Source organism: Pseudomonas sp. MF6767 (assembly GCF_016405475.1).
Lineage (GTDB): Bacteria > Pseudomonadota > Gammaproteobacteria > Pseudomonadales > Pseudomonadaceae > Aquipseudomonas > Aquipseudomonas paracarnis.
The window spans coordinates 26,908-40,451 of the sequence record NZ_JAEKCY010000034.1; the positions used below are offsets into that span (position 1 = coordinate 26,908).

Sequence of the window (13,544 nt, forward strand, 5' to 3'; positions counted from 1 at the left end):
GTCTGACTAATGGCCTTTTGCCTATTCCTTTGTAGGACATGATCTATATCAAAACCAGGCGAAAGAACCGCCGAACGGGCCGAAAAAAGTCACCTTGCAGTTGCGAACGAATGCTATTTTTAAGCCCTTAGCTGTCATGACCAGTGAAGGTCCTGGCCCCTGCCGCGAGCTAAAGGAAGCGCTCAATGAACAAGGTGGGCAACATGAACAAAGTGACATTTCCCAACGCCTGCCAGCTGATGCGCTGGCATTTTCACCCGATGGGCTTCGAGGGCAGCATGGACGCCCCCGGCAGCATGATCGCCCGCCTGTTCGACCGGGCCAGCGGCGAGACATTGATCGCCATCGCGGGGATCCCGTGCGCTACGGTGATGAACGCGGCTGATGTGGAGCGCATCATCGAGGCCGTGGAGGATGAATTGGAGAGTTTCGTGCCGCCGGTTTCGTTGCGGGCGTGAGGCGGCAATAGCGTAATAACGCCCACTTTGACGGTAACCACGATGCGAAGCGAGCCGCTCTTGGTCTTGATCTTGATCTGCTTTTGATCTTGATCTCAGGCGCCCCGTTAAACCACGCTGGCCGAACGCAGGCTTGAATTCGTGGGTAACCCGGCAGGACGCCGGGTTAGCCGCCCCGCGCCATGGATGGCGCGTGGCGGCGGCCCACGGATTCAAGCCTGCGTTCGGGCACACCGAGCCTAGGCGAGGTGCCGAGTGGTGGGGCGAAGGCCTTTTGGTTACTTTTGGGCCTTTCCAAAAGTGACCCGCTGTAAGAGCGGAACCCTAAGTGGCCGTTACCGCAGGAATGGATATGTACACAATCCAATTGTGCTGACTGTCAGGCCGCAATCGCAGGCAAGCCAGCTCCCACATGTTCGACCCCGTGTTGTCAGGTAGAGACGCGTCGGCGTCGGGCCTTAATCGAAGGTCAGCCAGCCCCCTTCACTGCACGCTGATCATCAAAAAACACCTTCCTGCCATCCACCCGCTCAGACGCCCTGGGCACATTCACACCCTGGCCTTCCGGCTTTTCCACATACCAATAACAATGGCTGACCGCTCGAGTAATCCCCACATAGGCCAGTCGCAACACTTCGTCTCTCTGGGCATTGTCATAAGGCTCGCTGTCGCCATCCTTACCCAAGCCCGCCATGCGATACACCTGGTTCTTGTACGGCGAGCTGGTGACATGCTGACAATCGCCCAGCAAAAATACCGCGTCCGCCTGCAGCCCCTTGGCACTGTGATACGTCAGCTGTTTCAACCTGCGCGCCTGAGGCACCAAGCTAGAATCCACATTAACTACAGACTGAATATGCTCGCCAATCAATAACTTATCGCTACTTCTTCGATAAAGCATCAGGATCGAATCGCCCCGCTGATAATGCTCCAGCAACCGCTGCGCCAGTGCCGCGTCGTCACGTTCCAACACCGTGACGGGCACCAGCGCCTTGGGCTCGCCACTGGCCCTGGCCTTTTTGCCGGGGATGGCCGGCGCGCTACGGACGATATGTTCGGCAGCGTCGATGATGTGCTGGTGGCTGCGGTAGTTCTCCCCCAGCATCACGCGGGTGGTGCTGGGCGAAACGAACTCCTTGTTGAACTCCATGAAGTACTTGGGCGAACTGCCACGCCAGCCGTAGATGGATTGCCAATCGTCCCCCACGCACAGCAACGATGAGCGTTGCGCACCTCGCCCGACGTGCATGGCTGGCCCGCGGCTGCGGATTTCCCGCAGGCTGGCGCGGATCCAGGACACGATCTGCGGCGATACGTCCTGGAATTCATCGATCATCAGGTGCGACATCGGCCGCAGCAAGGGATCACTCAGCAGCTTGAGGTTCTCAGGGGTGTTTTCACCAAACAGGGAAAACATCCGGTTGTAGGTCATGATCGGCGGCGACTGCTCCAACAGGTGATCTTCCAGGGCCTTCCAGAAGATGCTCAGGGCCTCGAAGAACAGCCGGTCCGGGTCGTCCTTGGCGAAGCTCATCTGGCCAACCGCCGTAGGCACATCCAGGCCGAGGTTCTCGATAAACCCGGCCGCCATGACAAAACTGTCCAACAGGGGGGCTGAAGCGAGTTCACCTTTGACCTTGTAATCAAAGCCTGGCCCCGCCGTGGCATCGCCGCCCAGGCTGCTCAAAAGGCGCTTTGAAGATTCGTAATTATCAAGCCATATCAGTGGCTTATTGCAGAAAGCTTGAAACAAAGTGCGCTTTACCGCCCATTCCGCGCGCACCGAGAGTTTCGAGTTCGGCCGACTGATTTGAGAATTTTCGCACCCATCGAACCCGAGCACCACCCAGGCATCCAGCTCCCGGATGTAGCCGTGGCAATGAAATTGCGCGCCGTTGATTTCAAAGGTCTGGCGGCTGGGTTCGATGCCCTTGATCGGCCAGGCACCGGCGCGAAACCACAGGTCTTCGATCACATCACAGAGTTCTTCATCGCGCTTGGCCGCCAATTCAGTCACGGCCATGCGCTTTTGCACGCCCGGATGATCGCGTTCTAGCTCTTTGAGCTGGAGACCATGACGGGCCAAGGGTGCAATCAACTCGCGAAAACGCTGATGGCGACCATACAAACGGTGATAACAAGCGTTCATCTGCTGCCGCTGGGCGTCACCGATACGCAGGTCGAAGGCGTTGCTGTCGGTGTCTTCAAAACCACCGCTGAGGTTCTCAAAGGCCTGCAGCCGTTCAAAGCCCGGCAGGCTGCGCACCATGGGCAGGATGCGCGAGTGAAAGGTGCGCACCACCGCCTGGGCTTCCTTGCTGCCAAGGGGTTGGCCCCACAGGCTGAGAATTTCCATGAGTTTGTTGATGAAGTCCTTGCGCGACTCGCGGGTGAACGTCACCACCGTCATCGAACTCAGTTCAAAGCCCAGGTAATGGCTGAGCAGCAGGATGCGCAGCACCAAGGACGTCGACTTGCCGGCGCCGGCACCCGCAATCACTGAGGTCGAGGGGGTGTCGCTGAAGATCATCTTCCATTGCGCCGCGCTTGGCTGCGCATGGGCTGGCAGCAGGCGCGCGACATCGGCCTTCATGCGCTTCTTCACCTCCGCGGTGAGCGGCAATCGCCAGTCGTCGAACAGGCTGTCATCTATGCTTGGTGCGCTGTGCTCATCAGGGCGAAAGTCACGAATCAGCAGGACTTGCCGGCCTTCCTCGATGCCATCAGCTTTACCCTCGCGGTAACCGTATTCAACGCCCGCCTCATGCCCACTGCGAAAACCGTCGGCCTGGCCATGTAACCAGGAAAACCTGTGCTGCGCGCGCAAACGGGTGAGGCCATGACCGAACAGGCGTGCGGCCAGCCGTTTCAACAGCGGCATTTCAGCCAAGGGGCGCAGTTCGGGGGGCAGATCAGGCTGTTGTTGCGACACGCGGACTCCTGCGGTGAGCTTGTTTTGACCAAGGCGCCATGGTCGCCGGAAACGCCGCTCAGTTCCAGCCAATTGCTTTGCTGTCATGCAGTTAGGCGATGAAGTGAAAGTGAACACCGGGAATAACCATCGAAAAAACGGATCATAAACCAGCATTTTTTACGCTTTTTATCGATCATGCGCTGCGGGATGATGGGCTCATCAACAGGAGACGATCATGCTTGAACTTCGACCTTTCACCAGCCTGGGCGGCGCCCACCATGGCTGGCTTGACGCTCATCACCACTTTTCCTTTGCCGAATACCACGACCCCCAGCGCATGCACTGGGGCAACCTGCGGGTGTGGAACGACGACATCATCGCCCCCGGCAGCGGCTTTCCCCAGCACTCACACCGCGACATGGAAATCATCACCTACGTGCGCGAAGGCGCCATCAGCCATGCCGACAACCTGGGCAACAAAGGCCGCACCGAAGCCGGAGATGTGCAGGTAATGAGCGCGGGCACCGGCATTGCCCACAGCGAATACAACCTGGAAGCCACGCCAACCAAGATCTTTCAGATCTGGATCATCCCCAATGAAGCCGGCTTGCCTCCGTCCTGGGGCGCCAAACCGTTTCCGCAAGGCAACCGCGAGGGCTTTGTGACGCTGGCCAGCGGCAAGGCTGGCGACGCTGAAAGCTTGCGGATTCGTGCGGATGCACGCTTGGTGGCCGCGAACCTGAAAGCTGGAGAAAGCGCGGAGTACCGGCTGGACAGCGGCCGCCGGGCGTACCTGGTGCCCGCCACTGGCGTGATTGACGTCAATGGTATGCGGGCACAGGCGCGGGACGGCGTGGCGGTTGAGGATGAACAGGTACTGCGGGTGACGGCGATTGAGGACAGCGAAATCGTGCTGGTGGACCTGGCCTGATCATTTAGGAGCGAGCTTGCTCGCGAAGAACTCACCGGCACCGCGTTCACTCAGGAAGCACGCGTTATCGTTGACGTTTTTCGCGAGCAAGCTCGCTCCTACATACAGTGTCAGTTATTGGCTGATCGCGCCGTCAACCAACACCTGCGCTTCTTCCACCAGTTGCTTGAGGTGTTCTTCGCCGATAAAGCTCTCGGCGTAGATCTTGTAGATGTCCTCAGTGCCCGAAGGCCGTGCGGCAAACCAGCCGTTTTCGGTCATGACTTTCAAACCGCCAATCGCCTGGTTGTTGCCCGGCGCATGGCTGAGGATCTGTTGAATGCTCTCCCCGGCCAATTGCGTGGACGTCACCTGCTCCGGTGACAGTTTGCCCAACAGGGCTTTTTGCGCGGGAGTGGCCTTGGCATCGACGCGAATGGCGAACGGCTCACCCAGGGCATCGGTCAAGCCACGGTAGATCTGGCTTGGGTCCTGGCCTTTGCGCGAGGTCATTTCCGCGGCCAGCAAGGCCGGAATCAGGCCGTCCTTGTCGGTACTCCACACGCTGCCGTCCTTGCGCAGGAACGAGGCACCGGCGCTTTCTTCGCCGCCAAACCCCAACGAACCTTCAAACAAGCCATCGGCAAACCATTTGAAGCCCACCGGCACTTCGTACAGGCGACGGCCGATGCGCGCCGCGACGCGGTCGATCAGGCCGCTGCTGACCACGGTCTTGCCCACGGCCGCATCGGCACGCCAGTCCGGGCGGTTCTGGAAAAGATAGTCGATGGACACCGCCAGGTAGTTGTTGGGCGCCAGCAACCCACCGGAAGGCGTGACGATGCCGTGGCGGTCGTGGTCCGGGTCGCAGGCGAAGGCAACGTCGAAACGCTCCTTGAGACCGATCAGGCTTTGCATGGCATAGCTGGAGGACGGGTCCATGCGAATCTGGCCGTCCCAGTCGACGCTCATGAAGCGAAAGGTGGCGTCGACCTCGGTATTCACCACCTCCAGGTTCAAACGGTAGTGCTCGGCAATCGCCGACCAGTAGCGCACCCCTGCTCCGCCCAGCGGATCCACGCCCAAGCGCAGGTCGGCGCTGCGGATCGCGTCCATGTCGATCACATTGATCAGGTCGGCCACATAGCTGTTGAGGTAGTCATGGCGATGGGTGGTGTCGGCCTTGAGCGCCTGGGCGTGAGTGATGCGCTTGACTCCGGCCAGCTTGTTGGCAAGCAGTTCGTTGGCCTTGGCTTCGATCCACTTGGTGACGTGAGTATCGGCTGGGCCACCGTTAGGCGGGTTGTACTTGTAGCCGCCACTTTGCGGCGGGTTGTGGGACGGTGTAATCACAATACCGTCCGCCAGGCCGCTGGTACGGCCACGGTTATAGCAGATGATGGCGTGGGAAATCGCCGGCGTCGGCGTGTACTCGTCGCCCTCGGCCAGCATCACGTGCACGCCGTTGGCCGCCAGTACTTCCAAGGCGCTGGCACCGGCTGGCGTCGACAATGCATGGGTATCCAGGCCGACAAACAAGGGGCCGGTAATGCCCTGAGCTTCGCGGTACAGGCAAATGGCCTGGCTGATAGCCAGCACATGCCACTCGTTGAAACTCAGTTCGAACGAACTGCCACGGTGCCCGGAGGTACCAAAAGCTACGCGCTGAGTGGAGATCGCTGCATCAGGCTGGCCGGTGTAGTAGGCCGTGACCAGTCGCGGGATATCCACCAGCAACTGGGCTGGTGCCGGCTTGCCCGCAAAAGGACTGATAGTCATGCATAAACCTCGCAAAGAAGGATTCGGAAAAAATGACAGTTTACTGGGACTTGGACTACTGCGCGACGGTATCGATCCGACGGTCTGAAGAGAAATTTCATACGCTACATCCTGATCGGCTGTCAGGCCGCTATCGCAGGCAAGCCGGCTCACACATTGGATAGTTGTAGGAGCGAGCTTGCTCGCGAAAAACTCACAGGCGCCGCGTTTATTCAGGCAGCGCGCGTTATCGTTGACGTTTTTCGCGAGCAAGCTCGCTCCTACTCGGTCTGCGCCTGCAGGAGCGTCTGCGCCAGCGTATCCAGGGCGATGTCCAGGTTGGGATGGCCGCTGAAGGTATGGCTCAAGCGCATATGCTGGTGATGCAAACCACTGAGGCTGAACAGTTCGCCTGGGGCAATCACCACCTGCTGGGCGAGCATGCGCTGAAACACCAGGCGCATATCCACCGGCGCCGTCGACTGCAACCAAAAACTCGCCCCGGCCACGGGCATGCGGTAATGCACACACCCTTGCAGACGCACATCCAAGCGGTGACTCATGGCGTGGGCCTGCTCGTGAAGGCGCTGACGCAGCGTCTGTAGGTGCTGATCAAACCGCCCACTTTCATAAAGCCGGGCAATGGCGCGTTGACGAATGGCGGACAGTCGAAACGAACGCAGCAGGAATTGACGCTGCAATTCACTGCTCATCTGCCGCGCCAGCAGGTAACCAAAGGGGGCTTCCGGGCCCAACACCTTTTCGAACGAAGAAAACACGATCAGCCGCTCTGGGTTGACCAGGCTGCGCAAGGCCGGCCCGGGCGGCGCAAAGCTCAGGTCACCGAAGGTATCGTTCTCCAGCAACCAGCAGCCGTGCTGGTCGAGCAGTCGCGCTACGTGCAGCCGCTCGGGGTCGGTCATGGCGTTACCCGAAGGCATGCTGACCACGGATGAGAGCAGCACGAGGTGCACTGGTTCATGACGCAGCAGGTGCTCCAATGTGGTCAAGTCCGGGCGGCCGTCGGCACGCCAGGGCCATTCAATGACCCGCACGCCAGCGGCCTGTAGCAGGCGCAAGACCAGGTAATCGCACGGCGATTCAACTACCACCACCGTGCCTTTAAGGTCCAGGGCATCAACGAGAATTTCCAGAACGCCCTGAAGGTCGGCACCGATATACACCTCATCAGCTTGCCAACAATGGGTGGGCGACGCGGTATAACGTGCTGCCAATGCAGCACGCAACTCCCACACGCCACAAGGTTGCGACGGTTGCAGATGATGGGGATACCGGCGCACCAGTTGGCGCTCCAGCGCCAGCAACGCGCCATCGAGGGACCCCAACAGCGCCGGTTCATCATTGCTGAGCACAACCATCGCCGGGCGCCGGGCGGCTGTATACAAGCGCTCGAGCAAGTCCGTACCCGCCATGATGGGCATGGTTGCGGCCACGGGCCAGGCGAAGTAGCCGGACTTGGCCACCGAGTACACTCGCCCTTCTTTTTCCAACAGCGAGTAAGCGTACTGAATCGTCGAGATTGACACGTTCAACCGCGTCGCCAACTGGCGCAGGGACGGTAGCTTGACCGGTGCTTCCCGGCTGACTTCATTGATCAGGTTGATCATGTAGCGATACACCGCCTGATAGGCAAAGTCTGCCTGTCGCTCTCCCCTCAGGTTCATCGCTGATCACCAGTTTCCATAGGTGAATACACGCGACTAGCGTCCCGACATTTGAGTGATACGAGCCTTGGACCGCTTGAAACGAGGTTCACATACACGCGCACTGCGTTTGCCCGGCAGCGGGCATTTGCGGTACAGGTGCTGCAACAACGGCAGCGACAACCCGCTGATATCCATCAGCCACTGGTGCAGCATGTCCGCGACGGGCTTGCCCTGCAGGGCCTTGTGGAGCTCGGGGAGCGCTACCAGCATGCCGGGATGGCATTGACGCAAGTAACCCTCCAGACGTTCGCCATGCTGGACGAACGGCGCGAACACCAGGCAGGTCAATTGGCTTTCGTCCAGGCCAGAGAACGCCTGAGCACAAGCTGTAGACAACAGTTGGCCCTGCAGAGCACACGCTTCGGTGATCAACGCAACAGGTACCTGTCTTCGATGCAGGTAGTCCGCCGCCTGACGCAAGAACCCCTCGACGCCATGTTCGTAGGAGAGTTCGCGCAGGCACTGGGCCTGCAACCCATGCATATGCGCCATGAGTAAAGGGTTGGGGTAAGCAGGATGGCTGAAGTGGAACTCGAATGGGTCCCGCTTGTGGGCGAGGAATTGAGTGAGCAGTGGCGCTTGGGCAACGTCCACGTCGTCAAGCAGGTCGGCAATGCCGATATATGCCACATGACGGTGCCCGCCCCGGCCAGGAATCTCAGCGCCTGCGTAGTGCTCGCCATACAGGTGGCGGTAGCAACCGACACTCCATTCCTCCATGCGTGCAAACCATGCACTGAGCGACGACGGGTTAGCGGGTGCGAATGTCAGGCCGGTTGCCAAGGCGCTTTTTTTCAGCCACGCGATATATTGGCTTTGCTTGCGCACCGAGTCGCCGCTGACCAGAGCATGCACGCCGCCATTCCAGGTGGCGACCCGCTGGTAGAAATCGCCGAGGGCCAAAAAAGTGTCGTTGCACAGGGTGGCACGAATGTCGCCGGACGTCAGGTGCCCGATCATCAGCTTGTTGCGCCGGCTCACTTCACGCCCGGCACTGGCCGCAGGCCGTTGATGATTGAAGGGCAGCACTTCGTGGTTTTCCACCATCAACAGTTCCACCCGTGGGTCATCGTGGAAAAATAGCGCGCCGTAGCCGTGGTGCAGCGAATCGAGCGTGGCCTGAGTCATACCCGCGTGCCGCAACGTGGCCACACGCAAATGAAAAGTCTTGGGCGCGCGCCCAGCAATGGTCAGTTGCGCAGCGCGCAGCATCGCCAAGGTGTAGCTGCTGACTGCGCCGCCGCCGTGCCCGATCAGTACTTTGTAATTCCCCACTTGCTCCATGCCACCGGCGGCCACCACGATTCGCTGGATCAGCAATTGAAGCACCGTACGTTCAGCACGGGTAAAGTGCCCCACTAAACGTTGCAAAACTTGCTGGTAAACATAGCTCATGGCTTGTTCGTGAATAGTGCTCATCGTTCTACTACCTGAGTTGAAATATTAGTTTCGAGCAACTACCACACAGGAGCGCTCGACCTATTACACTTGTAGGCTTGTCATCCGTTGCGCAGCACGACATGGATTCAACATTAGCACTCTGCAACAAAAGTGCAGGTACAACCAAAAGAACAGTCGATGACTATCCCAGGACGTGAACCACGTAGCTGCGCGCCTTACAACGCCAAAGACCGCCAGCCTTAGGAAGGCTCTGACAACGTCCTACACTGCTTTAACTAAGAAATTAGAGAAGCATCCGACAAATATTAATCATCCACTCATCCTGGCTTCTTGCAAAACGACGGGGTGCACACTTTGTACTTTTCGAAAAAAAAATCAGACCATCGTTAGTTCCGCAAGCGCGAGATGTTAATGCCCGGCATTCAATCATGGCTCAATCCTTGAGATGACAAAGAAGGCTCAATTATCGGCACTCAAACAATGATTAACAGATACAGAACAGCGTCGAAAAGCAGTTCAGATGGCCTGCCAACCCAACTTAAATGACGCCCACACAACAGCGCCGCACTGGATTTCAGGGCGGCGTAGGGCAATAACGGTATTGTTTACGGGGCGCAGCGCCCGTGCGGCGGCTCAACCCCGGTGCGGGTTAAGCCCTGTCAAATGGCGCATTTGCCTCATCAGCTCAGGCGCCGGAGTATTCATTTGCGAATACTCCTACAGCTCAAACAGCTTCAACCTGCAACGCCACCCGTTCGCGGCAAGGGCATTCATCCATGTATCGGTGCGCTTCGACGAACTGACTGAACGGAAATACCGTGGTTTTCAGTGGGACAAGCACACGGTCGGCTGTCAGTTGGTTGATATCGCGCAACGCACGCTGCAACGCCACCTGGTCCTGGATAATGCCCAGCTCCGGCTTGCCGGTGAAGTTGCCGATACAGTGCACAAAGAACTGAATGTTCTTCTGGAACGCCGCACAGGCCGGGAACGGCGTCTGGTTGCCACCTTGCAGGCCATACAGCACCAGGCTGCCACGCGGCGCCAGGACATCACCGAGCAGCGACATCTGCGGGCCACCCAGGCCATCGAACACCACGTCGACGCCACGGTTGTCGGTGAACTTGTTGATCTGCATCAGCAGGTCCTGTTCTTCGGTAACGATGACCTTTTCCGCCCCGAGGGACAGCAGGTATTCACGTTCAGCACTGTCCTTGGTGGCGGCAATCACCCGCACACCCAGCGCCTTGCCCAACTGCACAAACGAAGGGCCTGCACAGTGGCTGGCGTCGGTCACCAGGGCAAACTGGCCCGGTTTGACCCGCGCCAGGTCCATATACGCAAAGTACGCGATGAGCAACGGCGTGTAATGCACGCTGGCTTCAATCGGGCTCAAGACATCCGGGTACCGGGTCAGGGCCGAACGGGGCAAGACGATCTGCTCGCCATACACCGGGTAATCATTGGGGCTCTCGGCCGGAAAACTGGCGACTTTATCGCCGACCGCCAAGTCATCCACGCCATCGCCCAGGGCAACCACAACCCCGGCCATCTCATGGCCCAGGCCAGAAGGCAGGCGTGCGTGGGAAGACGCCAGGTTCTGGCGCCACAGAATGTCGTACCAACTGATGCCGATCGCGTCGACACGCACCTGCACTTCGCCCGGTGCGGGCTGCGCGGCCGCATGCTCTTCGCATTTGAGCACCTCGGCCGGACCAAACTTGTGAAAACGGATCGTGCGGGACATCGCAAACCTCGTCAAAGTAACCTCTAATGCCATGAACTTTATCTGGGCTTTGGGGGTAAGACCACCGGTCACCATTAATAGTCGACATGCCTGTCATTGATTCCGCGAGCGAGGAACACACCTCAACTATCGTAGGAAAAATCAATTAGCCGGTGCAGAGTACCAGCCTTTCCCCGTAAGATTCATGCCGGTCATCCTTCTGAAGCGAACCTCAGGGGGTTGGTACGTGACCGCTCACATCAAGTTTGCTGACTCTTCCAGGACACAAGATGAACCGTAACGACCTGCGTCGTGTCGACCTTAACCTCTTGATCGTATTCGAAACCTTGATGCATGAGCGCAGTGTGACCCGCGCCGCCGAGAAATTGTTCCTCGGCCAGCCGGCCATCAGCGCAGCGTTGTCACGCCTGCGCGGGTTGTTCGATGACCCCCTGTTCGTGCGCACCGGGCGCAGCATGGAACCCTCGGCCCGCGCCGTGGAAATCTTCGCCCTGCTCTCCCCGGCCCTGGACTCGATCTCCACCGCCGTCAGCCGCGCCGCCGAATTCGACCCGGCCACCAGCACCGCCGTGTTTCGCATTGGCCTGTCCGACGACGTGGAGTTCGCCTTGCTCCCGCAGTTGCTCAAACGCCTGCGTTCCGAAGCCCCCGGCATTGTGCTGGTGGTACGCCGCGTCAATTACATCCTGATGCCCGGCCTGCTGGCCTCCGGTGAAATCTCCATTGGCGTCAGCTACACCGCCGACCTGCCCGCCAACGCCAAGCGCAAGGTACTGCGCCGCAGCCTGCCCAAACTGCTGCGCGCCGACAGCGTACCGGGCTCGCTGAGCCTGGACGACTTCTGCTCACGGCCCCACGCGCTTGTGTCCTTTGCCGGTGACTTGAGCGGGTTTATCGATGAAGAACTGGAAAAACTCGGCCGCAAGCGCCACGTAGTGCTCGCGGTGCCGCAGTTCAATGGCCTGGGCACGTTGCTGGCGGGTACGGACATTCTGGCCACCGTGCCGGATTATGCGGCGGAAGCGCTGACGTCAGCGGGTGGTTTGCGTGCCGAGGACCCGCCGTTGCCGGTGCGCTCGTTTGAGCTGCACATGGCGTGGCGGGGGTCGCAGGATAATGATCCGGGGGAGCGGTGGTTGAGGTCGCGGATTCAGATGTTTTTTGGGGACCCCGATAGCTTGTAATGGAGTTCCAGTAAATTCCATAAAGTTTTTTATAACAAGTACTTATTGGTAATTTTAGTCCACTGCCGCCTGTCTAAATCCAATGATTTCCATGACTCATGGGGGCATAATTGGGGGCAAATTTCGGTTCCTTAAAAAGGATGCCCCCACCGATGCCCCCAGATAATGCGGTTGTTTTCAAACGAAAACTCAGCGATGCCTTGATCCGCTCGCTGACCGAACCCGGCAAACACGCCGATGGCGAAGTTCCTGGCCTCTACTTGGAGGTAAGGGCGTCAAGCAAGGTCGGCAAATCCCCTTCCAAGTTCTGGCGGTTGAAGTATCGGCTGCATGGCAAGGAAAACCGCTTCTCAATCGGCGCTTACCCCGAAATTGGCCTGAAAGCAGCGCGCGACATTGCCCGCGGTGCACGCCGCGACGTGGCTAACCACACCGCTCCGCTCAAGGCCAAGACCGCCAAAATCGAGGCGCAACTCCTCAACGAGGTGCGCACCTTCGAGTATGTAGCCAAGCAATGGTTGGCATTCAAGTCTGCCGAACTGGTGACCAAATCCATCTCGGGATTTAGCGGAGCGCTGAACAACCACATCTTGCCTGCCATTGGCAAAAAACCTGTCAGCGAGATCAAGCTGGAGCACATCACCACGATCATTACCGAGCTGCGTCGCCAGCGTATTATGGCGATGGCCCGGCGCGTGCGCACCATTATCCGTGCCATCCTGGGCTTTGCCGAGGGACGTGGCTGGGTAGAGCGCAACGTGGCGCTCAGCAACATCGAGGAGTTGAAGATCCGCCACATCGTCACGAGCAACCCTGCAATCGAAAGGCCATCCGACCTGGGCAGGTTTCTTCTGCGCTTGGATGACTGCAACGACGGCAGCGTTGCCACTGCAATGCGTCTGCTGGTCATGTTGCCAGTCCGCCCTGGCGAACTGGTGCAGATGCGCTGGGAAGATGTCGACTTGGTGGGCGCCGATTGGCGTTACGTAGTGAGCAAGACCAAGCATCTGGACAAGAGCAAGCACATCGTACCGTTGCCCGAGCAAGCCTTGGTCTTGTTACGCGCGCTAAGTAAAACCCGTGTTGTGGATGAAGAAGGCAAAGGATGGGTGTTCGTCTCGCCGGTCTATCCAGGCCGCCCCATTAATCCGACCTCCATGCTCAAGTCCTTTCAGCGTATCTGGCCGGAGTACGACATCACTGCCCACGGCTTTCGCGCCACCTACCGCACCATTGCCCATGAGCACTTAGGTATCGATCCAATCGTGCTAGAACTGTCGTTATCTCACCGAATGCCAGGTGCATTGGGGGCTGTGTATGAATCGCCCCTAGTTTCGTAGACACCTCCAAGCCTTAAAATGAGGCCCATTAGGAGGTGCCATGAGCAACCAGCGATATCCCGAAGAATTCAAAATCCAGGCGGTCAAACAAGTGACCGAAAAGAA

9 protein-coding genes are annotated in these 13,544 nt (G+C 58.7%); 4 read left to right on the plus strand and 5 right to left on the minus strand.

Annotation, left to right across the window (positions count from 1 at the left end; genetic code table 11):
* Positions 1-185: 185 nt before the first annotated feature.
* Positions 186-458: a DUF1652 domain-containing protein gene (locus JFT58_RS29210; RefSeq protein WP_014718395.1), complete on the plus strand. Its 273-nt coding sequence runs from the start codon at positions 186-188 to the stop codon at positions 456-458.
* 469 nt (positions 459-927) lie between these two features.
* On the opposite strand, the gene JFT58_RS29215 is transcribed toward JFT58_RS29210, so the two are convergent.
* Positions 928-3,390: a UvrD-helicase domain-containing protein gene (locus tag JFT58_RS29215; protein WP_198834842.1), complete on the minus strand. Its 2,463-nt coding sequence runs from the start codon at positions 3,388-3,390 to the stop codon at positions 928-930.
* Positions 3,391-3,607: 217 nt separating this feature from the next.
* On the opposite strand from JFT58_RS29215, the gene JFT58_RS29220 reads away from it, so the two are divergent.
* Positions 3,608-4,303, plus strand: coding sequence for a pirin family protein (locus JFT58_RS29220; protein ID WP_054898100.1), 696 nt, complete (start codon positions 3,608-3,610; stop codon positions 4,301-4,303).
* Positions 4,304-4,417: 114 nt separating this feature from the next.
* Here JFT58_RS29220 and pgm read toward each other — a convergent pair whose 3' ends face one another.
* The 4 genes from pgm to JFT58_RS29240 all read right to left on the minus strand — a co-directional run bounded on the left by pgm (position 4,418) and on the right by JFT58_RS29240 (position 10,915).
* Complete coding sequence (pgm, locus tag JFT58_RS29225; RefSeq protein WP_034135596.1) at positions 4,418-6,061, minus strand: phosphoglucomutase (alpha-D-glucose-1,6-bisphosphate-dependent); 1,644 nt, start codon at positions 6,059-6,061, stop codon at positions 4,418-4,420.
* Between the two features lie 260 nt (positions 6,062-6,321).
* On the minus strand, positions 6,322-7,725 hold the full coding sequence (locus JFT58_RS29230; protein ID WP_054898099.1) for an aminotransferase-like domain-containing protein: 1,404 nt from the start codon (positions 7,723-7,725) through the stop codon (positions 6,322-6,324).
* Positions 7,726-7,761: 36 nt separating this feature from the next.
* On the minus strand, positions 7,762-9,186 hold the full coding sequence (locus tag JFT58_RS29235) for a hypothetical protein (protein ID WP_169918923.1): 1,425 nt from the start codon (positions 9,184-9,186) through the stop codon (positions 7,762-7,764).
* A gap of 706 nt (positions 9,187-9,892) precedes the next feature.
* A complete protein-coding gene (locus JFT58_RS29240) occupies positions 9,893-10,915 on the minus strand; it encodes a zinc-dependent alcohol dehydrogenase family protein (RefSeq protein WP_032891964.1) in 1,023 nt (340 codons plus the stop codon).
* A gap of 269 nt (positions 10,916-11,184) precedes the next feature.
* Between JFT58_RS29240 and JFT58_RS29245 the strand changes: the two genes are divergently transcribed.
* Positions 11,185-12,099, plus strand: coding sequence for a LysR family transcriptional regulator (locus tag JFT58_RS29245; protein ID WP_014718389.1), 915 nt, complete (start codon positions 11,185-11,187; stop codon positions 12,097-12,099).
* Positions 12,100-12,251: 152 nt separating this feature from the next.
* Positions 12,252-13,439, plus strand: coding sequence for a tyrosine-type recombinase/integrase (locus JFT58_RS29250; protein ID WP_233095467.1), 1,188 nt, complete (start codon positions 12,252-12,254; stop codon positions 13,437-13,439).
* The last annotated feature ends 105 nt before the right edge of the window (positions 13,440-13,544 follow it).

Excerpts from the sequence above, each read along its gene's own strand:
- JFT58_RS29210 (WP_014718395.1), top strand. The coding sequence starts at position 186 with ATGAACAAGGTGGGCAACATGAACAAAGTGACATTTCCCAACGCCTGC.
- JFT58_RS29220 (WP_054898100.1), top strand. The coding sequence starts at position 3,608 with ATGCTTGAACTTCGACCTTTCACCAGCCTGGGCGGCGCCCACCATGGC.
- pgm (WP_034135596.1), bottom strand. The coding sequence starts at position 6,061 with ATGACTATCAGTCCTTTTGCGGGCAAGCCGGCACCAGCCCAGTTGCTG.
- JFT58_RS29230 (WP_054898099.1), bottom strand. The coding sequence starts at position 7,725 with ATGAACCTGAGGGGAGAGCGACAGGCAGACTTTGCCTATCAGGCGGTG.
- JFT58_RS29235 (WP_169918923.1), bottom strand. The coding sequence starts at position 9,186 with ATGAGCACTATTCACGAACAAGCCATGAGCTATGTTTACCAGCAAGTT.
- JFT58_RS29240 (WP_032891964.1), bottom strand. The coding sequence starts at position 10,915 with ATGTCCCGCACGATCCGTTTTCACAAGTTTGGTCCGGCCGAGGTGCTC.
- JFT58_RS29245 (WP_014718389.1), top strand. The coding sequence starts at position 11,185 with ATGAACCGTAACGACCTGCGTCGTGTCGACCTTAACCTCTTGATCGTA.
- JFT58_RS29250 (WP_233095467.1), top strand. The coding sequence starts at position 12,252 with ATGCCCCCAGATAATGCGGTTGTTTTCAAACGAAAACTCAGCGATGCC.